Origin of the sequence: Anaerophaga thermohalophila DSM 12881, assembly GCF_000191885.1 — a bacterium.
Taxonomy (GTDB): Bacteria; Bacteroidota; Bacteroidia; order Bacteroidales; family Marinilabiliaceae; genus Anaerophaga; species Anaerophaga thermohalophila.
The window spans coordinates 16,345-40,012 of the sequence record NZ_AEWI01000010.1 but is presented as its reverse complement, the minus strand read 5'-3'; the positions used below and the strand labels follow the sequence as shown (position 1 = coordinate 40,012).

The following is a 23,668-nucleotide window of genomic DNA, read 5'->3' as shown; positions in this document are numbered from 1 at the left end:
GTTGGTTCTGGCTTGTCCAGACTATGTAGATATAGTTTTTTTATTTATGGTACAGTTAATTCATGCAGACCCCGATAAATGTAATTTAAGTCTCACCTGTATTCGTGTTTGTCCGGCCAAGGCCATCAGAATAATAGGCAAGCATGCTGAGATATTGCCGTCGAGATGTATCGGTTGTGGTAATTGTGTTACCATGTGTTCCCAGAATGCTATTGATGTTCGTGATGAAAAGAAAATGGTTCAGGATTTACTCGAGGGCGATGTCCCGGTGGCTGCAATTTGCGACCCGACCATTTCGGCTGAATTTGTAGATATAACAGACTACCGGAAATTTGTGGGTATGATCCGTGCACTTGGATTTACGTATGTCATGGAGGGTGCTTTTGGTGTTGACCTCGTTTCTTTTCGCTACCGTGAATTATTATACAATTTTTATGGTAAATACTATATCAGTACAAATTGCCCTCCGGTGGTGTCCTATGTTGAAAAATATCATCCGGAACTGGTGGATAACCTTGCACCAATAGTTCCTCCTTATGTGGCTATGGCTAAAGTGACGAGACAGTTATATGGAGAAAACACCAAAGTAGTTTTTCTTACCGCGTGTGTTGCAGCAAAAGATGATGCTCGTTTTTTTAAAGGAGACGGACGTACTGATGCTGTGCTGACATTTCTGGAATTGAGAGAAATGTTTGCCGAAAAACGTATTACAGAAAACTCTGTGGAATTCAGCGATTTTGACCCTCCTATTGGTCGGAAAGGCGGACTTTTCCCTATTAACCGTGGAATGCTTCAGGCTGTTGACATAAATCAGGACTTACTTAGCGCCAGCATTATCATTACTGAAGGAAGAAATAACTTTCTTCAATCGTTACAGGAATTTAAGACAGAAATAGGTTTACAGCAGCATCTCGATCTTTTTTATTGTGAAGGTTGCATCATGGGGCCGGGAACATCGTCTGGCGGTAAAAAATTCTACCGGCGTTCCCAGGTGATCAAATATGTAAACAAAAGGCTCAGAGATTTCGATTATGAGACGTGGCAACAACAGGTTGAGTCGTTTCGCGACCTTGACCTGGGGCGTTCATTCAAACCCAGAGACCAACGGTTACCTTATCCTTCGGAAAGTGAAATTCAGCGTGTCTTGCATGAGATGGGGAAGGGGAAAGTGGAGGACCAGCTTGGATGCGGGGCGTGTGGTTATCCGTCGTGTCGTGAGTTTGCCGTTGCCTATTGTCAGGGACTTACCAATTATGAGATGTGTTATACCTATACCATCCGCAAGATGCATACCTATATTGGAAAGTTGAATGCCACCAATGAGAAACTCAAGAAAACAAAGGAAGCACTCAAACAGAGCGAAGAGAAGGCCAGAGAAGAGGAGAAAGCAGCCAGACTTGCTGCCGAAACTACTACAGCTATGCTCAACAAAATAAGGGCAGGAGTGGTGATTGTTGATGAAAATCTGAAGATTATTGAATCGAACCATAGTTTTATTAATATGATTGGTGAAGATGCCCAACAAATAAATGAAGTGGTGCCTGGCCTCAAAGGGGCCGAATTGCAGTCGCTGGTGCCATTTTACAAATTGTTCGCCACTGTTTTGCAATCGGGGCAGGATTTATTGAATCGTGATACGGCTTTTGGAAGTTCAATTCTAAATGTTTCTGTGTTTACTATTGAGAAAAACAAAATTGTGGGGGGTATAATACGCGACCTTACAGCTCCGGAAGTTAGGAGAGAAGAGGTGGTGACACGGGCTCGCGAGGTGATACGGGAGAACCTTGAAACAGTTCAGCAAATTGCATTTCTTTTGGGTGAGAGTGCATCCAAAACCGAAAAGATTTTAACATCCATAATTGAAGCGCAAAAGCTGGGAACACGTGATGATGCTGAGATAGACAAGAAGTAAAAGCCTTTATTCTGAACTGAGATGCATTTACCCGAACAACATATCTTCCTTGATATTTTTTGTGAGCAAAACGAACATGAAGGTGAATCCATTTGTGGTGATGTCTTTCTCTCGCGAAGGGTAAGAGAAGAGGGACGAACCATTGTGGTCTTGTCTGACGGGATGGGCTCGGGCGTGAAAGCCAATGTTTTAGCATCGCTGACTTCGTCGATGGCTGTAAATTTTACGATAGAGCACCGCGAAGTTAGAACAACGGCTGAAATAATTATGGATACCCTGCCTGTTTGTTCGGTCAGAAAAATAAGTTATTCCACTTTTACCATTATTGATGTCGACGACAGCGGTCAAACAACTATTGTGGAATACGACAATCCTCCATGTTTATTGCTTCGGAATAATCGGGAGTTCGATCCCGGGTGGGAAAATCTTGAACTTGAATCGGAAAAACACAAGGGTAAGATTATTCGAACCTGCAGTTTCGTGGCTCAAAAGGAAGACCGGATTGTTTTCTGGACCGACGGAATAATTCAGTCGGGAATGGGAACACGTTCATTCCCGTTTGGATGGGGACGCGAAGGTGCTGTTGAATATGCGCTCAAAGTGTTGGGGAACGAACCATACATTTCGGCCACTAAAATGGCCAGGAAAATTGTTAACATGGCGGCGCTCCATGATGGTGAAAGTCCCAAGGATGATACCTCCTGCGGAGTTATATATTTTCGTGAACCCCGAAAACTTCTTTTGGTGTCGGGGCCGCCGTTTGAAGAAAAACACGACCTGGATTTTGCTCTGAAAGTGCAGCGCTTCAATGGCAAGAAGATTATTGCCGGTGGAACTACCGCCGAAATTGTTGCCCGGGAGCTGGCATTGGAATTTGATGTCGGAATGCAATCTTCCGATCCCGAACTTCCACCGGTTTCTTATGTTGAGGGCATCAATCTTGTGACAGAGGGTATTTTGACGCTCGGAAAAGTGGCGCGGATACTCGAAAACTATCATCGCGACACAAAACTGGGAAATGGCCCTGCCGATCAGATTGTCCGAATGTTTTTGGAAAGCGATAAAATTCATATTCTAAACGGTACCAGGATTAATGTTGCCCATCAGGATCCCAATTTGCCGGTAGAACTTGAAATCAGGCGGACTGTCATTAAGCGTATAGTGAACCTCTTGGAAGAGAAGTTCCTGAAAGAGGTGACTGTAGAATATATGTAACAATGACCGCTCCACGATTTTGACAAAAATTGCCCTTCCGGGAATAGATTCTTCAATATTTTATTTGTTTCCCGGACTTCGTAGTCAGTAGGGGTCCGGGAAAATAAAACAGGTTAATTCAGCAATCATTCTTACGATAATTTAGACTTATTATTAATTACTTACAATGCGATTTTTTATTTTTTCTAATGGTAAAAAATTATAGTTTCGGGTAAATATTATTGAAAAAAATCTTTAATTATATATTTTTGATAATTAAGGTTTTGTGAATTTACAAGCATTCAAATTCAGGCCGAAAATCAAATGAAGATTAGTCAGTTAGTGGAAGTTCTGGATGGCAAGGTGGTTTGTGGTGAGCAGTTCCTCGACAAAGAGGTGCAATATGGTTTTGCAAGCGACTTGATGAGCGATGTACTTACTTTGGATAGTGACAAGCTGGTTTTAATTACCGGCTTGAATAATTTGCAGACAATAAGAACAGCTGAAATGGCAGACATAGAGTGTATTGTGTTTGTGAGGAACAAGAAGGTGTTGCCACCTATGATTGAAATTGCCTGTGAGCATCAAATGGTTTTAGTGGAATGCCGTTTTTCGATGTTTAATGCTGCTGCAAGGTTGAGTACAGCCGGACTACAGCCGGTGTATTAACAGTATAAAAATAATGAAGTTCAAATACGAAGTAGAGGGTGGAAATTTTGCAAAGGCCGGGAATGCCAGTAGTGAAGTTAAAAAGATAATGAAACAACTGAATGTTCCTCCGCCGATAATAAAACGACTTGTTGTTGCCCTTTATGAAGGAGAAGTTAACGTTGTTGCACATGCATGGAATGGTAGCATTTATTTGGAAATTGAACCGGATCGCATTAATGTAAAAATAAAGGACAATGGACCGGGTATTCCTGACATAGAGCAGGCAATGCAGGAAGGATTCTCGACTGCATCGCAGGCAGTACGCGAGATGGGGTTTGGAGCCGGAATGGGGCTTCCGAATATGAAAAAAAATGCCGACCAATTGGATATTACCAGTGAGATAGGGATAGGAACCATTGTTGAACTTGTAATTTTCTTAAACGGGGAAAAATAATGGCAGAAGCCGGATTTTATCATGCCCTGAAAGTCGATAATGAGCTTTGCTACGGTTGCACACACTGTATGAACATGTGTCCTACCGGGGCCATCCGAATAAGAAACGGGAAAGCATCGATAAGAGCCGATTGGTGTGTCGATTGCGGAGAGTGTATGCGAACTTGTCCGGTAGATGCTATTTATGTTGAGCAGGACGACTTTGATAAAATTTTCCGGTTTAAATGCAGGGTGGCTCTGGTACCAGCGGTACTAATCGGACAGTTTCCGTCGAAAGTGACCGAGGCTGAGATTTTTTCGGTGATGAGAGAGTTGGGATTTACACATGTTTTTCAGACGGAACATACGGCAGGTCTTATCAATCGCACCATGATTGAAGTTGCCCGCGAAGCTGGACAAAAGCCGGTTATTTCTTCTTTTTGTCCGGCCATTGTGCGGTTGATACAGATTAAGTTCCCTTCTTTGCTCGATCAGGTTTTGAGGGTGAAGCCCCCCATTGATGCATCAGCAGTTTATTTCAGGAAACGCCTGGAAGACGAAGGTATTGATCCGGCGGATATCGGAATTTTTTATGTTACACCCTGTGCAGCTAAAATTGCTGCCGTGAAAAGCCCTGTGGGGGAAGAAAAATCACCACTTGACGGGGTTATTAACATGAGTTTTATTTATAATAAGATATACCGGATGGTTAAAAACCGATACAACAGCCGGAGTATCTCTCCGGGCGAAATGTTGCCCTTGCTGAGCCCGCGATCAATAAAATACAGTCTCACCGGAGGCGAAGTTTCCGGTATGGAGGGACGCTGCCTGGCTATTGATGAGATACACAATGTGATTGAATTTCTGGAAAAACTGGAAAATGATGAGATTGAGGGGATTGATTTTCTTGAGCTCAGAGCCTGTGACCAAAGTTGTGCCGGTGGCGTTTTGGTTGGCGGAAACCGTTTTCTTACTGTAGAGCGGCTCCATAAAAGAGCTGTTCGGTTCGAAGGTGTTGCCGATATTCCGGGCGATATAAAAGCGTATTCGAATTTTATGTCGAAAAACGTGAGAATTGGTGAATTAAAACCCCGGTCGATGATGGCTCTGGATGAGGATATGAGTGAAGCCATGCGAAAGATGCAACAGGTTCGTCATCTGATGTGTTTTTTGCCCGGAATTGATTGTGGAGCCTGTGGTGCCCCCAATTGTCAAAGTCTGGCCGAGGATATTGTCAGGAAAGAGTCCCAACTTTCGGCATGTGTGTTTATTCAGAGAATGATGGAAAAACACAGTAAGCTCAGTAGTGAGCATGCCTTGAGAATCATAGAAAAAATATGGGGCAGGAACAGGCTCGATAAAAACTGTAACAAGAAAGGAGCTGAAAATGACAGTAAATGACATCGTGCATCAATTAGGTCTTACCGTTTTTGGTGGTGAAAAAGGTCTTGACCGGGAAATTACAGGCGGATATGTTTCCGATTTGCTGAGCGATGTTATGGGTAACGCATCCGAAGGTGATGTGTGGATAACCCTGCAGACCCATAAAAATGTGATGGCCGTGGCCTCATTGAAAGAGGTGGCTGCGGTGGTACTCGTCAAAGGGTTGAAACCTGACCATGATACCCTTGCTCAGAGCAATGAGGAAGATATTCCTTTGCTGGGGACCGAACTTGAGGCCTTTGATGTTGCAGGAAAACTTTATGCTTTGATTAATAAAAATGAACCAATATAATGCTCAGAATATTTCGTGCCGACTTGCATGTTCACACAGTGTTGTCGCCTTGTGGAAGTCTGGAAATGAGTCCGGTACGAATTATTCGTGAAGCCCGGCAAAAGCACATTGACATATTAGCGGTCGCAGATCATAATTCTACCCGCCAATGCCGGGTAGTTATGAATCTCGGACGTGATGCCGGAATAAAAGTTTGGGGCGGATCAGAGATCAACACCCGGGAAGAAGTACATTGCCTGGCATTGTTTGAGGATATGGAAGCAATGGATGAGTTTCAGAAATGGTTAGACAAGTGGCTTTGGGTCATTAAAAATAATCCCGACTATTTCGGCCATCAGGTTTGGGTGGATGAGAATGAGAATATTCTGGGTGAGGAGGAACGATTGCTGATTGTCTCGATAGACAGGAGTTTGGAACAGTCGTATGAAGAGGTGCATCGTTTGGGAGGTGTGTTTATTCCGGCCCATATCGATCGGAGTAGCAACAGCCTGATTAGTCAGCTTGGGTTTATCCCGTCGGATGTCAGAGCGGATGCATTGGAAGTTAGTCCAAATGCAGAACCAGAAGATGTTCAAAGGCAGGGATGGGGTAAAATAAAACCTTTGGTTGCCGGATCGGATGCTCATCAGCCTGATAAGTTAGGCACGCACATAACACATTTAAAAATGAAGGATACCACACTGGAAGAGTTTAAGAAAGCTTTAAAGTGTGAGTCAGGGAGAAAGATACTTCCACTTTGGGATAACAACGATTGAAATGAAACGGGCATGACGATGATTGTCGTAACAGATTGTTAGATGTAAGATATAAGACGAGTCCCGATTATCCGGGATGAGTTCCATTATACTTAAAAACTAATGAAGGACTTGTCGATGCACATACTTGATATTGTCGAAAATTCGGTGAAGGCAGGGGCAACAGAGGTCGTTGTTGACTTGAACCATCATGATGATGCTTTGGATATGACCATTCGCGACAACGGTTGCGGTATGGATTCCGAAACAGTAAAAAAGGTATTCGATTCTTATTTTACATCGCGGACAACCAGAAAAGTGGGATTGGGATTGCCGTTTTTAAAGATGAATGCAGAACAGACAGGCGGCACAGTGCGTGTTGAATCGGAACCCGGGAAGGGTACTGTAGTGACTGCCACATTTGTAATCACGCATATAGATTGTGTGCCACAAGGCGATATTGCAGCAACTTTAGCGCTTCTGATAACCGGTCATCCCGATATCAATTTCAGGATACGGGTAACAAAGACCACCGGCTCGTTTGAAATTTCTTCGGAAGAGATTAAGGAGGTTTTGGATGATGTTCCTGTTTCGCATCCTAAAGTGAATGTTTTTATCAGAAATATGTTGAAAGAAGAAATCTAAGTTTTTGAAAATTGATTCAGATATGAGTAATAAAGTAAAAAGTCTTCAGGACCTCAGAAAAATGAGGGATGAATTCAAGGGTAATATCAGCCTTAGGGAAAAAAGTGATCATCCTGATAATCTCGTGCAAATCAGGGTATCTATGGCCACCTGCGGAATTGCGTCGGGAGCCAGGGAGACCATGAACTATATGATTGATGAACTGGATCGTCAGGCTATAGAGGCTGTTGTAACCCAGACAGGATGCATGGGCTATTGTTATGCAGAACCGACCATTGAAGTGACACTACCAGGCGAAGAACCCGTTGTTTTTGGAAATGTTAACACAAAAAAAGCTTCGGAGATTATAGAAAAGTATATTAAGAACGGTGAACTTGTGGATGGTATCATTCCTGACACTTACAAAACCATTGATAATAGATAAATGAACCCGGTCTGAAAAGCATCTTTATTGCCAAACTCGTTGTTGTTTTAAATTTTTGCATCCTCATTAACAACAAGTTAATTCCGGTACAAAAATTTTAAACGCCTTGATTTTGACAAAAATATGCTTTTCAGACTGCACTCATAAATCCAAATCCATAATATTGCTATGGCCAAATATAAAAATCATATTCTTGTTTGCGGAGGTACCGGTTGCCGGGCTTCCCAAAGCGAAGCCATTGCTGCCAATCTTCAAAAAGCAGTTGATGCAAACAATCTGGGGAATGACGTTCAGATTGTGAAAACAGGTTGCTTTGGTTTCTGTGAAAAGGGTCCGGTTGTAAAGATGGTCCCCGATAATACTTTTTACGTTCAGGTGACTCCCGACGATGCCGAAGAGTTGGTTTTGGAGCATTTGGTAAAAGGACGAAAAGTTGAACGTTTGTTGTACGTTGATCCCGAAACCAAAGCACCGGTGAGCGACTCGAAACACATGGATTTTTACAAAAAGCAGTTGAGAATCGCTTTAAGAAACTGTGGCTTCATCGATCCCGAGAATATCGGGGAATATATTGCAAGGGATGGCTACAGTGCTTTGGGAACTGTTCTGGAGAAAATGTCCCCCGAAGAGGCCATAAAGGTCGTTAAGGATTCGGGCCTGAGGGGACGCGGTGGGGGAGGATTCCCTACCGGTCTGAAATGGGAGCTGACCTACAAATCAGAATCTGATCAGAAATATGTGGTTTGTAACGCCGATGAAGGTGACCCTGGCGCTTTTATGGACCGCTCAATTCTCGAAGGAGACCCGCATTCCGTGTTGGAAGCAATGGCCATTTGCGGTTACTGTATTGGGGCCGATGCTGGTCTGATATACATCCGTGCAGAATATCCGCTGGCCATTAAGCGGCTTAAAATTGCCATAGATCAGGCCAGGGAGTACGGTTTACTCGGTAAGGACATACTCGGTTCTGGATTTGATTTCGATGTAAGTATCCGCTATGGTGCCGGTGCTTTTGTGTGTGGCGAGGAAACAGCACTGATTCATTCGATGGAAGGTATGCGCGGAGAACCTACCGTGAAACCACCTTTCCCGGCACAGAGCGGATATAAAGGCAAGCCAACCAATGTGAATAATGTTGAGACGTTTGCTAATATTCCCGTCATCTTCCTTAAAGGAGCCGAATGGTTCAAAAACATAGGTACTGAAAGAAGTGCGGGAACAAAAGTTTTTGCACTGGCCGGTAAAGTAAATAATGTCGGGCTCATTGAAGTGCCAATGGGTACGACGCTGCGAGAGGTAATTTTTGACATTGGCGGTGGCATAAAAAGTGGAAAGAAATTTAAAGCGGTTCAAACCGGGGGGCCTTCCGGTGGATGTTTGACAGAGAAGCACCTGGATTTGCCTATCGACTATGATTCTCTGGTGGCGAGTGGATCAATGATGGGGTCGGGCGGTATGATTGTGATGGATGAGGATGACTGTATGGTTTCCGTGGCCAAATTCTATCTTGATTTCACGGTTGAAGAAAGCTGTGGCAAATGTGCGCCATGCCGTATTGGAAATAAGCGACTATATGAGTTACTCGATAAAATTACCCAGGGTAAAGCTGAAGAGGGCGATCTTACCCTTCTTCGAAATCTTGCCAATGTAATAAAGGATACTGCACTTTGTGGGTTGGGGCAGACATCGCCAAACCCGGTACTATCAACTATGGATAATTTCCCGGAAGAATATGAAGCCCACGTGAAAGATGGAAAATGTCCGGCAGGACAGTGCCCTGCTCTTGTGCAGTATGTGATCGACCCTAACCTGTGCATCGGATGTATTCTGTGTTCCCGGGTTTGTCCGGTTGATGCCATTTCGGGAGAGAGGAAGATGCCGCATTTTATTGATAACTCTGTTTGCATCAAATGCGGGGCATGTGTGGAGAAGTGTAAATTTGGAGCCATCAATGTTCAGTAAACAGATTGATAATCATTGAAAAAAATAAAAGGAATGAACTTAGTTAAACTAACTATAGATAATAAGCCGGTTGTGGTGGAACAGGGAACCACCATTCTGGAGGCCTCAAAATCTATCGGCATCAGGATTCCATCGTTGTGCTATATGAAAATGGACGACATGAATTTTGAGAATAAGCCAGGTGGTTGCAGGGTTTGTGTCGTGGAAGTTGAAGGACGCCGCAATCTTGCCCCTGCCTGTAAAACAGAGTGCCTTGAGGGAATGGTTGTCAAAACCCATACGGTCAGAGTGATAAATGCAAGGCGTACCGTTGTGGAACTGATTCTTTCTGATCACCCTGCCGAGTGTCTGACTTGTGCTAAATCAGGAGAATGTGAATTGCAGGCCCTGGCACAAAATCTTGGCATCAGGGAAATTCACTACACTGGAGAGCAGTCGCATTATAAAGGTGACCAGTCTCCGGCCATCATCCGCGAAATGGATAAATGTATCATGTGTCGTCGGTGTGAAACAGCCTGCAACGAAGTGCAGACAGTGGGCGTTTTGTCGGCTGTTAATCGCGGTTTCGAGTCGGTTATAGCACCTGCCTTCGAAATGGACCTTGATCATTCGGTGTGTACATATTGTGGTCAGTGTGTTGCTGTTTGTCCCACGGGAGCGTTGACCGAACGTGACTATACCTGGAAAGTAATCGAAGCACTGGTTGATCCGAATAAAACGGTGGTGGTTCAGACAGCACCGGCCGTCAGGGCAGCATTGGGAGAATCATTCGGGATGGAGCCCGGCACTCTGGTTACCGGTAAGATGGTGGCTGCATTAAAAAAACTGGGATTCGACTATGTGTTTGATACCGATTTTGCTGCCGATTTGACGATCATGGAAGAAGGAACCGAATTCCTCGATCGTCTTACACGCCATTTAAACGGGGATAAGAGTGTTAAATTGCCCATTCTTACCAGTTGCTGTCCGGGATGGGTCAAATTTTTCGAACATCAGTTCCCGGAGATGATTGATATTCCTTCAACCGCCAAATCGCCTCAACAGATGTTTGGTGCCATAGCAAAATCTTACTTTGCAAAGAAGCTTGATAAAAAACGTGAAGACCTTGTAGTGGTTTCGGTAATGCCTTGCCTGGCCAAGAAATATGAATGTACGCGCGAGGAGTTCTCCGTGAATGGCGATGCCGATGTTAATGTTTCAATTACCACACGTGAACTGGCTCAGCTTATCCGCAATGCCAATATTGATTTTGCTTCACTTACCGATGAGGAATTTGACCAGCCTCTCGGGGAATCGACAGGTGCCGGAGTTATTTTCGGAACAACAGGGGGCGTGATTGAAGCTGCTGTACGTACTGCTTATGAATTGCATACCGGGAAACATCTTGAAAAGGTCGAATTTAATGAGCTCAGGGGAATGGAAGGTTCACGGAAAGCGACCGTCGATTTTGACGGCATGAAACTTAACATTGGTATTGCGCATGGATTAGGCAATGCCCGTAAGCTGTTGGAAGATATAAAATCAGGAAAGTCGGATTTCCACGCCATTGAAATAATGGCTTGTCCCGGCGGATGTATCGGAGGGGGTGGTCAGCCTTATCATCATGGCAATGTTGATATACTGAAAAAACGTCAACGGGCCATCTATGAAGAAGATGCCGGAAAACCCATACGCAAGTCGCACGAAAATCCGTTCATACAGGAACTTTATAAAGAGTTTCTCGGAGAACCGCTCAGCGATCTGTCGCATGAGCTGTTGCACACCCACTATTTCAATCGCAGGAAAAAAGAGGAGATTGAAGAATAAGTTTTTAGTGGATAGTGGATAGTTTTTAGTGGATAGTGGATAGTTTTTAGAATGTTATAAGTTATTACATCATCTAACAATCTAACATCTAACATCTAACAATCTAACATCTAACATCTAACAATCTAACATCTAATATCTAACAATCTAACATCTAATATCTAAATATCTTTAATCTGATAATCTAAAGATTTGTTTTTATGGCAAAAGTAAAAATACCCGATAACAAAGTTCAGGAGTTGAAGAACATTTGCAAAAGTTTTAATAACGATCCCGGCGAGCTTATCAACGTTTTACATCAGGCACAGCAATTGTTTGGTTACCTTCCTGCCGAGGTTCAGGAAATCGTGGCTGATGAGATGAATGTTTCCGTGGCACACGTGTATGGTGTGGTGACATTTTATTCTTTTTTCTCCATGTTGCCTAAAGGGAAGCATCCTATTTCCATTTGCATGGGGACAGCGTGCTATGTGCGGGGAGCCGAGAAAGTACTCGAGGAGTTTAAACGCCTGCTGAATGTGAAAGTGGGTGAAACAACACCTGATGGCAAGTTTTCGTTGAGTTGTCTGCGATGCGTTGGCGCCTGCGGACTGGCTCCCGTGGTAACCGTCGGAGAGCGGGTTCACGGGCGTGTTTCGCCCGAAGATGTGAAGAAAATTCTGGACGAATATTAGGTGATTTTCTGTATTATTTTTTCAATAACCCGATAATCGTCGTAACTTTATAGTTTTAAAGACAAGGGTTATGTCAATTTTTTATCATCCGCAGAAATACAGGATTGAAGATCGTCCCATGCAGAATTTTATTGATTCTGATGAGATTTGGGAAATCCTGAAGAGAAATGAAAACCCCGATCCCGGACGGGTGAGGGAAGTTATTGCCCGCTCGCTGGATAAAAACAGACTGACACTCGATGAAACGGCGGTCTTGATCAACGCCAACACACCTGAACTGGTGGAAGAAATAAAGCAAGGTGCCCGCGATTTGAAAGAGAGAGTATATGGAAAGCGAATTGTGCTTTTTGCGCCTCTTTATATCGGAAATTTATGTGTCAACAATTGTGCATATTGTGGTTTCAGAACCAGTAATAAGAAACAAAAGCGGATTACTTTAACACCCGAGGAAATAAGCGAAGAGGTAACTATGCTCGAAGATGCCGGGCATAAACGGTTAATCCTTGTTTTTGGAGAGCATCCCAAATACGATGCAAAATTTATTGCCGATACCGCGCGCCACGTTTACAGTGTTAAACACCTTAACGGAGAGATTAGAAGGGTCAATATCAATGCCGCACCTTTAGATGTGAATGGTTTTAAAATTGTCAAAGAAGCCGGTATCGGTACCTATCAAATTTTTCAGGAAACTTATCATCGCGATACATATCTGAAAGTTCATCTTAGCGGGAAAAAGCGTGATTTCGACTGGCGTATTACGGCTCTTGATCGTGCCCAGGAAGCTACCATCGATGATGTGGGCATTGGTGCTCTTCTGGGACTCTACGACTGGCGGTTTGAAGTTTTGGGGCTTCTTCGGCATGTCAATCATTTAGAAGCGGTTTATAATGTTGGTCCGCATACCATTTCTTTTCCCAGGCTGAAAAAAGCATCCGGGTTTGACGCTAAACCCGAATTCGATGTTTCAGATGAAGAATTTACCCGCCTGGTGGCCATTTTAAGACTTGCTGTTCCTTACACGGGAATGATTCTTACTGCCCGTGAACCGGCACATATCCGCGATGAGGTTTTTCATTTTGGAGTGTCGCAAATTGATGGAGGAACCAACATTGAACTGAAGGGTTATTCAACAAAAAATCCCGAACAAAATCTTGATCAGGAACAATTTACCATTGGGGATAACCGAACCTTGAACGAGGTGATGGACGAACTTATTGGTCACGGCTTTTTGCCTTCCTTTTGTACGGCGTGTTATCGTTTAAAACGAACCGGCGAACATTTTATGGAGTTTTCTGTTCCCGGTTTCATCAAGCGCTTCTGTCAGCCCAATGCTATACTTACCATGGCCGAATATCTTGAAGATTATGCTCCGCAAGAGACCAAAGAGAAAGGCTACCGGCTTATCGAAGAGAATCTGAAAGACTATAAGGATGAACAGTTTCGGGATAAGCTGATCGACCGGTTGGAAAGAGTTAAAAAGGGGGAAAGGGATTTGTATTTTTAAAGTTTCCTTCGCGCCCGTTTTTCCATCAATAACAAAGAATAATAAACGAACTGGTTAAGGGGAACATCTACGCCTGCTTTTTCCGCCAGCTTAACAACAGTTCCGTTCTGATATTCCAGTTCCGATGGCTTCCCATCCCAGATATCCCGTGTAAGTGATGAGGTCGAATTATAGGGGAAGGTGTCGATAAACGCCATGGTTTTGTCCACTAAATCGGGCTCCAGATTTATTTTTAAAGCTTTGGCCAGCTTTGCAATTTCTTCAAAAATATTGCGCATCATTTGGCGCGTTTCTTTTTGTTCTCTCACTTCGCCATAAGTAGAGCGGGTAACAGCAAGCAGACCGCTTACACAGATGGCCAGGAATTTTCGCCACAGATCGGCCTGAATGTCTTTGGAAACACGAGCCTTGAACCCGGCTTCTTCAAATATTTTCTGAAGGTTGAGTACCCTTTGCGTCTGCGAGCTGTCACATTCACCAAAAACAATAGTGGGATCTACCGCCATGTGGTTGATTATTCCCGGAGCGTCAATTTTACTGATGATACGGCAAAGTCCGGAGAGCACATTTTTTGACGGTAAAAATTCTTTAATCTCATCGCTTGTCAGCACACCATTCTGGAGTGGCAGAACCATGGTTTTTTCATCGATGACAGACTTGAGTTGCCGTGCTATTTCCTTAACCTGCCAGGCTTTTACGGCAATAATCACGAGCCCGGGTGTGGCAACTTCCGAAATTTTGTCGGTTACCTTCACCTGTTCTACTGAAAAATCGCCGTTTATACTTTTTACCTTCAGGCCATTCTTTTCTATGGCTTCTTTGTGTGCACCTCGTGCAATAAAAGTAACATCATGTCCGGCGGCAGCTAAACGGCCGCCAAAATAGCCACCTACACCACCTGTACCAACGATTAATATCTTCATGTTAATGCTTTTGACAGTTCTTTGTGATATTTGAATGTTAGCGAAACTACGAAACTATTCAACAATCAAATTTTTATCCTTTGGATATCTTACCGAATAAACGAGTCGTAGTTCTTTGGTTTCGCCGGGAGCAAGTTCCAATTCCCACCTGAGAATGCCCGTAACGGGATTGACTTTTGCTCCGCTGCTTTCTTCCAGTTCTACCTTGATCTCGCTGTTAGCGGATACGGGATATTGGTCTTCCACCAAAACATTGGCAGAGGTATTTTTGGTATTCCTGACGGTTATTTTCCAGGCTTTTGTCTCTTTGCGGTTGTTACCAAAAAATGATTTGGAAGAGTAATCTTTCAACTGTTCCCGTTTTACAACAATTGCCGGGTCCCGTCCGATGGATATGTTCAGTGTATCTTCTGAAGTGTAGGGATTAAGCTGTGTTTTGCCCTGGTAGGTCTGATTGAAATAGATGTTGGCCTGACCGGGCAGAAGATTAAGATCGCTCCAGTCGGTGATCTGAGCCAGCAGATAAACATGAGGCGACAATTTAGGAACAGTGGCATACTGATAGCCGGCTTCGATCTGGTGGTCGCTGACAGCAACATCGTATCCCTGGTTATCAGCCGGAATGGTATAAGGAATCTGAATTTGGAAAGCAGTGGTGGTTTGTTGCTGCGTGGTGGTGACATTTTCAGGGCCAAGAGAATTAATACCACGTATTCGCATTGGCTTTTCCTGTTTTTGCTTATCATTCACAACAACAACCTCATTTAATTCCATCCGGGCCTCCGGCGTTCCATAAGATTTAAGAGGAAGGGGTGGTTGAAAATCCAGAAACCATGGTTGTAGTTCGGGCTTATAATTACTGACTGATGGATTTCCGGTAGACAACGTCAGGTTAACATTTTTCCATTCTTCATCGGTATTTTGGTAAACTTTTGCTTTGTAAACCAAAGTGAGCGGATCGTCTGTGTCGTCCACCCTTATGTCGTAGAATGGCTGCCAGCGTGCCTGACGAACGGCATAGGTCAACTGAACGGGCGCATTAACCGGTCTGTTGGTCGTAACGGAAACCTTTACGGTGCTGGTTGGACGGTCTTTTCGTGCATTAAGTTCATTTAGCTGTCGGTTGAGTTTGTCCAGTCGCTCTTTCATTTTTTTTGTATTCTGCCGGTTGGCAAAAAGAGAGGTTTCAATTTCGGTAAGTCTTTCTCTGAAGAAGTCGGTTGCCCGGATGAGTTGCTCTACATTGACGCCGGTTTCATTGCCACCAATAGATTGGTTGCTGAGCAACATCTCCCGCTCTTTTATGAAAACATCCTGTGTATTTTGCACAAGTTCGATGCTGTCCTGAAGTGCATCGCGCTGCTTTATGAGCTGTTCAATGCGTGTATCGGTTTTTGACTGTTGAAGATAATCGATACTGTGGTTGACCGAAAGAATGGTAATGTCCTTACCTGCAGCGACTTGCAGACTGTTTGGATTCAGTTGGGATGTTATGCCTTTGAAGTATAATTCGCTGTTACCTGCAGGGATATTTACCATGGTCTGACGGGTTACCTGAGCACCGTTGAGGTAAACGACGACATCCGATATTTCGGAGTCTAATTCTTTTACGGTTTGGGCATTTGCCATGGTAACCATCAGAATGGCAAAAAGAAGAAATAACGTTCTCATTTTATTTATGGTTTGATTGACAATACTTCGTTAAAATTTCACAAATCACTGGTAGTTCGTTGCTTATGAAATCAAAGAATAACACACAACATTCTCATCATAAAATCTTTGCGTCATAACGTTTCTGCCTTTAGGCTTTTTTAACGGAATAGAATCCACCGATCTGTTAAATTATTACTCTTCTTTTTTTCCTGACCACCAAACGGCTCCCTCCAGATGTTTTAGAAACAGTGGGTTGTGATACAATTCAGGCTCATGTCCCAGGGCTGTTTGAAAAACTCTTCCTTTTCCTACTTCTTTGTACCAGACCAGGGGGTGGTCGCCCATGCGTTGTTGTGCTCCTTCAAACCACCGGTTGTCATCCACTTCGTAAGAGTTTTCATCAATGGAGATTAGTACATGAACGTCGGCTCTTGGATTTCGGTCAAAACTGTACCATTCGTCAGTGATGATCCAGACAGAGTCAGGGAAATGTTCGGTGGCAGGATGCGAGCGGTCTTCAATGATGAGTTTACCTTGCTGCGACGGCGGATGCCCGACAAAAGAAGTTCCAATGGCTTCAACATACCATGGCCATTCATATTCTGTGTCTGTTCCGGTGTGCAATGTCAAAAGTCCGCCACCGTTTTCCACGTAATCTTTCAAGGCTTGCTGTTGACTTTCATTAAGGATGTCTTTGGTCGTATGTACAAACAAAACGAGGTCAAATTTTTGTAAATTGTCGGGTTTGAAAATATCTGCTTCTTCAGTGGCTGTTACGTTCCAGTTGTTTCGCTCTGCCAGCCGGCCTATGGCGGTCAGACTTTGCGGAATGGCTCCGTGCCGGTAACCCGCTGTTTTTGAAAAAGCAAGGATATTGAGTTCTGCCTTTTGTTGCTGTGCGTTGGATGAGGTTGCTATCATAAAAAATAGTAGTGTGAGATAGAATATCTGTTTCATCTGTATAAAATTTATTTATTAAGGTCTGATGGAACCCGCATGCAAGGATTTATACATGTTCTTTTGTGACAATCTTTGTCATGCTCGTTTCATCCGTATAAAATTAGTCTAAATTGTTGTAACAATGCAATTTATCATGATTTAATTGATGTTAGATTCTTCGCTTCGCTCAGAATGACAGACTGTCTAATGTCATTCTGAGGAGGTAACGACGAAGCATCTGTTCCCTGTTTTTGGTTTCTTTGGTGATTAGAGGTTAGATGGTGTTTATACATATTCTTATTGTGACAAACTTTGCCATGCCCGTTTCATTTAGTATGAAATTTAATTTTCAAAGACTAATGGAACTTGTTCCGGGTAATCGGGACTCGTTTCAATTGTCTTATATTCTGTTTGTGTGAACCATTTCTTTGTTTCTCTTCGTGCGCTCGGTGGTTGGTTATTTTACCACAGAGAGACACAGAGTTTTTTTGGTTATTTCTTGATGGAATATAGCAGGATTTTGCAAGATACGATTTTCCCAATCAAAAATATTAAGGAGAAGAGAAAATTTGTTGCCCGTAACACTGTTTTCAATATTTCTGATTTAGATCGACAGAGATATACCGCCAAAGCGTTTTTCTGTTTTTTTAGTTGCTGTCTGTTACGAGTGTTTGACTGTAAAGTTTCCAACAAAGTAAAGTATCGTTAACTGATTTCAATGCCAAAAACAGTTCCTTATCCGGGCGGAGACTTGACAGTAGGTTTTCTCAGGTGATGGCGAACGATTTGGCGGGACAAACTCAGACCGGTACTGCTGCCTTTTTTCCGGGTGCTAAAAAATATCTGAGCCCGGTCTAAAAAGCATCTTTGTTGCCAAATCCGTTGTTGTTTTAAATTTTTGAAACGAGCATGACAAGGTTCGTCTCAAAAGTTGATGTATAAACTCAATCATGCGAGTTCCATCAGACCAATGACTTAGACTTTTTTATACTGATGAATCCTCATTAACAATAAGTTAACATCGGTACAAGAATTTAAAACGCCTGGATTTTGACAAAAATATGCTTTTTATACTGCACTCATGATTGAAATGACACTTTAGTTTTTCACCGTTGCCAAAAAATCACTAATTTGGCGTGCAAAATTAATGAGTTGAACAATCAAGTGTTAGCAATATGAACCTATTTTTGATGATGCAGGCCGCTTCCCAGGGAGCTGAAATGGCTGAAGGCGAAGAAAAAGTTACCATTGATCTTATTGAACTTGTGATGCTGGGCGGCTGGATTATGATTCCGCTTTTCCTGCTTTCTTTTATTGCTGTTTATATTTTTATAGAACGGTATCTTGCCATAAAAAGGGCATCAAGAGAAGACAAGAGTTTCATGAATCGCATTAAGGATTACATTCATGAAGGGAAGATTGATTCTGCACTTGCTCTCTGCCAGTCAACTGACAATCCCATTTCCCGCATGATCGAAAAAGGGATTACACGCATTGGGCGTCCTTTGAATGATGTAAATACTGCCATTGAGAATGTCGGTAACCTTGAAGTGAGTCGTCTTGAGAAAGGATTGCCCGTTTTAGCCACGGTTGCAGGGGGTGCACCAATGATTGGGTTTACCGGAACGGTTATTGGTATGATTAAATCGTTCTGGGAAATGTCGAATGCCGGCAATAACATTGAAGTGGATATGCTGGCGGGTGGTATTTATACGGCTTTGGTTACCACTGTTACCGGTCTGATTGTGGGAATTATTGCCTATTTTGCCTACAATTGGCTGGTAGCCAGGGTCGAAAATGTTATATTTAAAATGGAGGCTCGAACCATGGAATTCATGGACCTTCTTAACGAACCGGCCGGATAGTGGTTTGAATATATGTTGCAGTACCCGGGGGTGCTTATTGATTAACTGAAACAATACAGGAACATGGCTTTAAAGTCAAGAAGTAAGATAAATCCAACATTTAGTATGTCGTCAATGACCGACGTGATATTTCTTTTGCTGATCTTTTTTATGATCACATCCACGTTGGTACATCCTACGGCATTAAAATTGTTGTTGCCTCAAAGTCCTAACCAAACAGCAGCCAAACCTTTAACAACTGTCTCTATTACACGTAATCTGGATTATTATGTCGAAGACCAGAGGGTCAGTTTTAGCCAGATTGAGCCGTTGTTGAGAAAAAAAGTCGGGCAAAATCCCGATATCTATATCTCACTGCATGTGGATGAGAATGTACCAATCAAGGAAGTGGTGAAGGTGATGAACATTGCCAAGCGAAATAAATATAAGATGATACTGGCAACACGGGCCAGGTGACAGTTTTTAGAAGAAAATTGGGAGTTGTAAGCAAAAAGACTGTAAATGAGATAGAGAAAAAATTGATGGATTTGTTTCTGGAAGACAAATAAAACAACAAAAATGACCGGTCGAACAAAAAGGGACAAACAAGCAGGTGTAATCGGAACTACCATTTTTCATGCGGTAATTCTGATTCTTCTCATGGTGCTGGGATTGTCCAGTATCCCGCGGGAAGAGGAGGGGATATTGGTCGATTTTGGTGATTCACCTACGGGAATGGGGGCGACCGAGCCTGTTTTTAATGAGCCGTCGGGCGAACAAAATACACAGCCATCCGCTCCGCCCGAACCTGTCAGTCCCCCACCTGCAACGACACCGGAGGCATCTGAAGAGTCTGTTAACACTCAGGATTTTGAGGAAGCTCCATCCATTAGTGAGGAAGAGAAAGCGAAACAGGAGGCCGAAAAGAAAAGACTGGAAGAAGAGCGAAAGCGTCAGGAAGAGATAGAACGTCAGAAAAGAATCGAAGAAGAACGTCAACGCCAGGAAGAACTGGAACGTCAAAGAAGATTGGAAGAAGAACGGAAGCGTCAGGAAGAGATGGAGCGTAAAGCTCAGGAAGCTCGTAATAATGTCACCAATGCATTCAGTAAAACCAACGGCACCGGTTCTTCTCAGGGCGAAACCGGTGATTCCGGAAACCAGGGCGCTCTTTCGGGTGAACCCGGCGCCGGCAATTACGATGGAACCGGAAGAGGTTCCAGAGGAACAGGCTTTGATCTTAGTGGCCGCTCATTAAATGGTGCTCTTCCTAAGCCGGAATACGATATCCAGGAAGAAGGAATTGTGGTTGTTGAAATAACGGTTGACCGGAATGGGAATGTCGTAAGTGCCGAACCCATCTTAAGAGGTACCACCACTCAAAATTCTTACCTCTGGCGTGTGGCCCGTCAGGCTGCATTAAAAGCCCGTTTCAACAGCGATCCTGATGCACCTGCCTACCAAAAGGGAACAATTACTTATCACTTTAATTTGAATTAACCACGTAGTGGTTAGTAATGGACAGGCAGAAGTTTGCCAGGCAGTCCTGCTTCATTATTGTTCCATAGGATGAGTCCGGTCTAAAAGGCATCTTTGTTGCCAAACTCGTTGTTGTTTTAAATTTTTGCATCCTCATTAACAAAAAGTTAACTCCGGTACAAAAATTTAAAACGCCTTGATTTTGACAAAAATATGCTTTTTATACCGCCCTCATGATTATAAAATGAGTTTTAAACAGCGGTGTACTCCAGAATTCACAGAAGAATGGATGAGTGCAGTATAAAAAGCCTTCAAACTGCTGATTTTTACCATTTTTACCCCTGACTCCTGAAGGGGGACTGCTAAAAATCAGCAGTTTGAAAAAGTCCCCTTTAGGGGATTTAGGGGTCAAAAGACTTTTTAGACTGCACTCATGGATTGATAAATTAAAGGAATTGAGAAAATGGATAAAGCAATTAATAAAACAATAACAGATTATAAAAATTGGTTCAGCAAGTATTCAGATTTTGAGTCTGTTTATGTTTTTGGTTCTTATGCAAAGGAAAACTCAAACCAGGACAGTGATATTGATTTAGCTATAATTTCAAGGGATTTAGATGATTCAAAACGATTTGATGTTCAAGTTCAACTAATGTTATTAGCTTCTCAAATTGATACACGAATTGAACCACATCCGATTTCGCAAAGTGATTTTTATTCGGATAATCCATTTGTAGTTGAGATAAAAAGACTGGATTTGAAATAACAGAAAAAGCTATATAAGTACAACGCACAACATTAAATATTTGGTTTTTAGTTGTTTATTTGGTTTATTCCGGGAAATGTGTGGAACTGCTTTGTGTTCTTTCGGCATTCGCCAATGTTTATAGCTAAAATTATCCAATAAAATGCGATGCCGAAGTTGTCGTACATATTTTTATCTAAAACACTCCCAATACTTTAAGTCCTGAGAAGAGAACTACTGCCAATAAGATATACCGAATGTTTTTGGCACCAATTTTTCTGGCATTGCGTGATGCTACCCATGCTCCTGCAGCATTGCCCGCTGCAAGAAGCAAACCATAGCTCCAGACTATTTTTCCCGCTAATAAAAAAATTACAAGTGCAACAATAGTAAAAGAAAGCACCATGAGAACCTTTACTGAGTTTGCTTTTACCAGGTCGTATCCTGCACTCAAAACAAGTCCTGCCAGCAAAAATAATCCTACACCGGCCTGGATAAACCCTCCGTAAACACCGATGAAAAAGAAAATAGCACTGTTAATAATTCGTGAGCGGGTGGTTCTTACTCGTCCTGCTTTTCCTTTTATCCAGCTGGTCGGTTTCAGAAGTATCACGAAAAACATGACAATCAGCAGCCCGCCTATAAAATAGTTAAGAAAATCCTCATTGACTTCAACAGCTATCAGGGCACCAACTAATGAACCGAAAAGAGTCGGGATGACCAGCGACCATTCTTTTTTGGGGCTGAGTTCCTTTTGACGGATAAAATTGCCCGTCGCTACAATGTTTTGCACGACCACGCCAATCCGGTTGGTACCATTGGCAACTGCAGGCGGCAGACCCATAAACATCAAAAGGGGGAGGGTTATCAGTGAACCACTCCCCGCTAATGTATTTATGACTCCGGCGGCCAGGCCGGCTAAAATCAATATGGTGACGTCTGTCATTTCCATCTATCGGGCAAAAATGGGGAAATCTTTCATCATTTGGTTTACTTTTCTGCGAACCGAAACAATGGTGTTTTCGTTGTCGGGATTACTGAGCACTTCGTCGATAAGGTCAACAACGTGTCCGATGTGCTCTTCTTTTAGTCCGCGGGTGGTGATGGCAGGGGTCCCAACGCGAATTCCCGAAGTCTGAAATGGAGACCGGTCGTCGAAAGGTACCATGTTTTTATTAATGGTAATATCGGCAAGCACAAGTGTGTTTTCGGCCTTTTTACCGGTTAGTTCGGGAAATTTGGTGCGCAAATCGATGAGCATATTGTGGTTGTCAGTCCCGCCCGAAATCACCTTGTAGCCTTTTTCAATAAAGCATTCCGCCATTTTTTGGGCATTTTTCTTTACCTGCTTTTGATATTCTTTGTACTCGGGCTGCAATGCTTCAAAGAACGATACCGCTTTTGCTGCAATGATATGTTCCAGGGGGCCGCCCTGAATACCAGGGAATACAGCTGAGTCGAGTAATGAGGACATTTTTCTGAGTTCACCTTTTTTGGTCCTGATGCCCATTGGATTGTCAAAGTCTTTTCCCATCAGGATAATACCGCCACGTGGTCCACGCAGAGTTTTATGGGTGGTTGATGTAACAACATGCGCATATTTCACCGGATTTTTCAGCAGACCGGCAGCAATCAGACCGGCAGGGTGGGCCATATCAATCATGAGGATGGCTCCGACTTTATCGGCAATGGCGCGCATACGTTCATAATCCCAGTCGCGCGAATAGGCTGAAGCACCCCCGATAATTAGTTTTGGCTTATGCTCCAGGGCAAGTTTCTCCATCATATCGTAATCAACCATGCCGGTATCTTCTTTTACACCATAAGCAATGGGTTTATAGAGCTTTCCGGAACTGTTGACCGGTGATCCGTGAGAGAGATGACCGCCGTGTGCCAGATCAAGACCAAGAAACTTGTCGCCCGGATTCAGTACCGTCATCAGCACTGCCATATTTGCCTGGGCACCACTGTGAGGTTGAACGTTGGCCCATTCGGCATCGAACAGCTCTTTCAGGCGCTCGATGGCAAGCGTTTCACTCTCATCCACCACCTGGCATCCTCCGTAATAACGTTTTCCGGGTAACCCCTCGGCATACTTGTTGGTCATACATGAGCCCATGGCTTCCATAACCTGGTCGCTCACAAAATTCTCTGATGCAATCAGCTCTATGCCGTTGAGCTGGCGCTGATGCTCTTTTTCAATCAGTTCAAAAATTTTGTCGTCTCTCTTCATTGTTTCGTAAAGTTAGGAACCCTTTAATCGTGGGTAGATGTTAAGTTAACAGATTGAAGAAGTGGCATTCTTCATGGAAATCATAAATCTTAACAGGAACAACCGACAAAAGGGCGGATATTATTTTTCAAATTTTCTCAAAGGTAAAGATTTCAGTTTATTTTTATTAGCTATTCGTA

Annotated in this window: 23 protein-coding genes; 17 read left to right on the top strand and 6 right to left on the bottom strand. The window is 43.2% G+C overall.

The window, feature by feature from the left end; all coding sequences use genetic code 11:
- Nucleotides 1–46: 46 nt before the first annotated feature.
- The 13 genes from ATH1_RS0103720 (at nt 47) to hydG (ending at nt 13,673) form a co-directional block, all read left to right on the top strand.
- A complete protein-coding gene (locus tag ATH1_RS0103720; protein ID WP_029163944.1) occupies nt 47–1,912 on the top strand; it encodes a [Fe-Fe] hydrogenase large subunit C-terminal domain-containing protein in 1,866 nt (621 codons plus the stop codon).
- Between the two features lie 21 nt (nt 1,913–1,933).
- Nucleotides 1,934–3,127, top strand: a complete 1,194-nt coding sequence (locus ATH1_RS0103715; RefSeq protein WP_010417729.1) for a SpoIIE family protein phosphatase — start codon at nt 1,934–1,936, stop codon at nt 3,125–3,127.
- 303 nt (nt 3,128–3,430) lie between these two features.
- Entirely contained in the window at nt 3,431–3,775 is a 345-nt protein-coding gene (locus ATH1_RS0103710) for a hypothetical protein (protein WP_010417726.1), read from the top strand.
- A gap of 13 nt (nt 3,776–3,788) precedes the next feature.
- The gene (locus ATH1_RS0103705) at nt 3,789–4,211 is read left to right on the top strand and encodes an ATP-binding protein (RefSeq protein WP_010417723.1); all 423 of its coding nucleotides are present in this window, start codon (nt 3,789–3,791) and stop codon (nt 4,209–4,211) included.
- Nucleotides 4,211–5,590: a [Fe-Fe] hydrogenase large subunit C-terminal domain-containing protein gene (locus ATH1_RS0103700; protein ID WP_010417721.1), complete on the top strand. Its 1,380-nt coding sequence runs from the start codon at nt 4,211–4,213 to the stop codon at nt 5,588–5,590. The genes ATH1_RS0103705 and ATH1_RS0103700 overlap by 1 nt, the downstream gene beginning before the upstream one ends.
- Nucleotides 5,577–5,924 carry a CBS domain-containing protein gene (locus ATH1_RS0103695; protein WP_010417718.1) on the top strand — a complete coding sequence of 116 codons (348 nt, stop codon included), beginning with the start codon at nt 5,577–5,579 and terminating at the stop codon, nt 5,922–5,924. Before ATH1_RS0103700 ends, ATH1_RS0103695 begins: the two co-directional genes overlap by 14 nt.
- Complete coding sequence (locus ATH1_RS0103690; protein ID WP_010417715.1) at nt 5,924–6,679, top strand: PHP domain-containing protein; 756 nt, start codon at nt 5,924–5,926, stop codon at nt 6,677–6,679. The genes ATH1_RS0103695 and ATH1_RS0103690 overlap by 1 nt, the downstream gene beginning before the upstream one ends.
- Before the next feature lie 102 nt (nt 6,680–6,781).
- Nucleotides 6,782–7,303, top strand: a complete 522-nt coding sequence (locus tag ATH1_RS0103685) for an ATP-binding protein (protein ID WP_029163943.1) — start codon at nt 6,782–6,784, stop codon at nt 7,301–7,303.
- 22 nt (nt 7,304–7,325) lie between these two features.
- On the top strand, nt 7,326–7,727 hold the full coding sequence (locus tag ATH1_RS0103680; RefSeq protein WP_010417708.1) for a (2Fe-2S) ferredoxin domain-containing protein: 402 nt from the start codon (nt 7,326–7,328) through the stop codon (nt 7,725–7,727).
- 168 nt (nt 7,728–7,895) lie between these two features.
- The gene (locus tag ATH1_RS0103675) at nt 7,896–9,689 is read left to right on the top strand and encodes an NADH-quinone oxidoreductase subunit NuoF (protein ID WP_010417705.1); all 1,794 of its coding nucleotides are present in this window, start codon (nt 7,896–7,898) and stop codon (nt 9,687–9,689) included.
- A 33-nt stretch (nt 9,690–9,722) separates the two neighbouring features.
- Complete coding sequence (locus ATH1_RS0103670) at nt 9,723–11,495, top strand: NADH-dependent [FeFe] hydrogenase, group A6 (RefSeq protein WP_010417702.1); 1,773 nt, start codon at nt 9,723–9,725, stop codon at nt 11,493–11,495.
- Between the two features lie 200 nt (nt 11,496–11,695).
- On the top strand, nt 11,696–12,169 hold the full coding sequence (locus ATH1_RS0103665; RefSeq protein WP_010417699.1) for an NADH-quinone oxidoreductase subunit NuoE family protein: 474 nt from the start codon (nt 11,696–11,698) through the stop codon (nt 12,167–12,169).
- 70 nt (nt 12,170–12,239) lie between these two features.
- Nucleotides 12,240–13,673 carry a [FeFe] hydrogenase H-cluster radical SAM maturase HydG gene (hydG, locus tag ATH1_RS0103660; RefSeq protein WP_010417694.1) on the top strand — a complete coding sequence of 478 codons (1,434 nt, stop codon included), beginning with the start codon at nt 12,240–12,242 and terminating at the stop codon, nt 13,671–13,673.
- On the opposite strand, the gene ATH1_RS0103655 is transcribed toward hydG, so the two are convergent.
- The 3 genes from ATH1_RS0103655 to ATH1_RS0103645 all read right to left on the bottom strand — a co-directional run bounded on the left by ATH1_RS0103655 (nt 13,670) and on the right by ATH1_RS0103645 (nt 17,206).
- Nucleotides 13,670–14,596: a ketopantoate reductase family protein gene (locus tag ATH1_RS0103655; protein WP_010417691.1), complete on the bottom strand. Its 927-nt coding sequence runs from the start codon at nt 14,594–14,596 to the stop codon at nt 13,670–13,672. The two genes, hydG and ATH1_RS0103655, sit on opposite strands and share 4 nt — an antisense overlap.
- A gap of 54 nt (nt 14,597–14,650) precedes the next feature.
- Nucleotides 14,651–16,267: a DUF4139 domain-containing protein gene (locus ATH1_RS0103650; protein ID WP_010417689.1), complete on the bottom strand. Its 1,617-nt coding sequence runs from the start codon at nt 16,265–16,267 to the stop codon at nt 14,651–14,653.
- 174 nt (nt 16,268–16,441) lie between these two features.
- Complete coding sequence (locus tag ATH1_RS0103645) at nt 16,442–17,206, bottom strand: ThuA domain-containing protein (RefSeq protein WP_010417687.1); 765 nt, start codon at nt 17,204–17,206, stop codon at nt 16,442–16,444.
- A 1,157-nt stretch (nt 17,207–18,363) separates the two neighbouring features.
- On the opposite strand from ATH1_RS0103645, the gene ATH1_RS0103640 reads away from it, so the two are divergent.
- The 3 genes from ATH1_RS0103640 (at nt 18,364) to ATH1_RS0103630 (ending at nt 20,532) form a co-directional block, all read left to right on the top strand.
- Complete coding sequence (locus tag ATH1_RS0103640) at nt 18,364–19,053, top strand: MotA/TolQ/ExbB proton channel family protein (RefSeq protein WP_010417685.1); 690 nt, start codon at nt 18,364–18,366, stop codon at nt 19,051–19,053.
- Between the two features lie 63 nt (nt 19,054–19,116).
- Nucleotides 19,117–19,509, top strand: a complete 393-nt coding sequence (locus tag ATH1_RS0103635) for an ExbD/TolR family protein (RefSeq protein WP_029163942.1) — start codon at nt 19,117–19,119, stop codon at nt 19,507–19,509.
- A gap of 102 nt (nt 19,510–19,611) precedes the next feature.
- Nucleotides 19,612–20,532, top strand: a complete 921-nt coding sequence (locus ATH1_RS0103630) for an energy transducer TonB family protein (RefSeq protein ID WP_010417679.1) — start codon at nt 19,612–19,614, stop codon at nt 20,530–20,532.
- A gap of 199 nt (nt 20,533–20,731) precedes the next feature.
- Here ATH1_RS0103630 and ATH1_RS22725 read toward each other — a convergent pair whose 3' ends face one another.
- Nucleotides 20,732–20,980, bottom strand: a complete 249-nt coding sequence (locus tag ATH1_RS22725; protein WP_085930707.1) for a hypothetical protein — start codon at nt 20,978–20,980, stop codon at nt 20,732–20,734.
- Between ATH1_RS22725 and ATH1_RS0103625 the strand changes: the two genes are divergently transcribed.
- Nucleotides 20,975–21,277, top strand: a complete 303-nt coding sequence (locus ATH1_RS0103625; RefSeq protein WP_010417677.1) for a nucleotidyltransferase domain-containing protein — start codon at nt 20,975–20,977, stop codon at nt 21,275–21,277. The genes ATH1_RS22725 and ATH1_RS0103625 overlap by 6 nt on opposite strands.
- A 175-nt stretch (nt 21,278–21,452) precedes the next feature.
- Here the strand turns inward: ATH1_RS0103625 and ATH1_RS0103620 are convergent, their stop codons facing one another.
- Both ATH1_RS0103620 and glyA read right to left on the bottom strand, forming a co-directional pair.
- Nucleotides 21,453–22,208, bottom strand: coding sequence for a sulfite exporter TauE/SafE family protein (locus ATH1_RS0103620; protein ID WP_010417674.1), 756 nt, complete (start codon nt 22,206–22,208; stop codon nt 21,453–21,455).
- Nucleotides 22,209–23,489 (bottom strand): serine hydroxymethyltransferase, encoded by a 1,281-nt coding sequence (gene glyA / locus ATH1_RS0103615; protein ID WP_010417671.1) that lies wholly within the window; start codon nt 23,487–23,489, stop codon nt 22,209–22,211. It lies immediately after the preceding gene.
- Between the last annotated feature and the right edge of the window lie 179 nt (nt 23,490–23,668).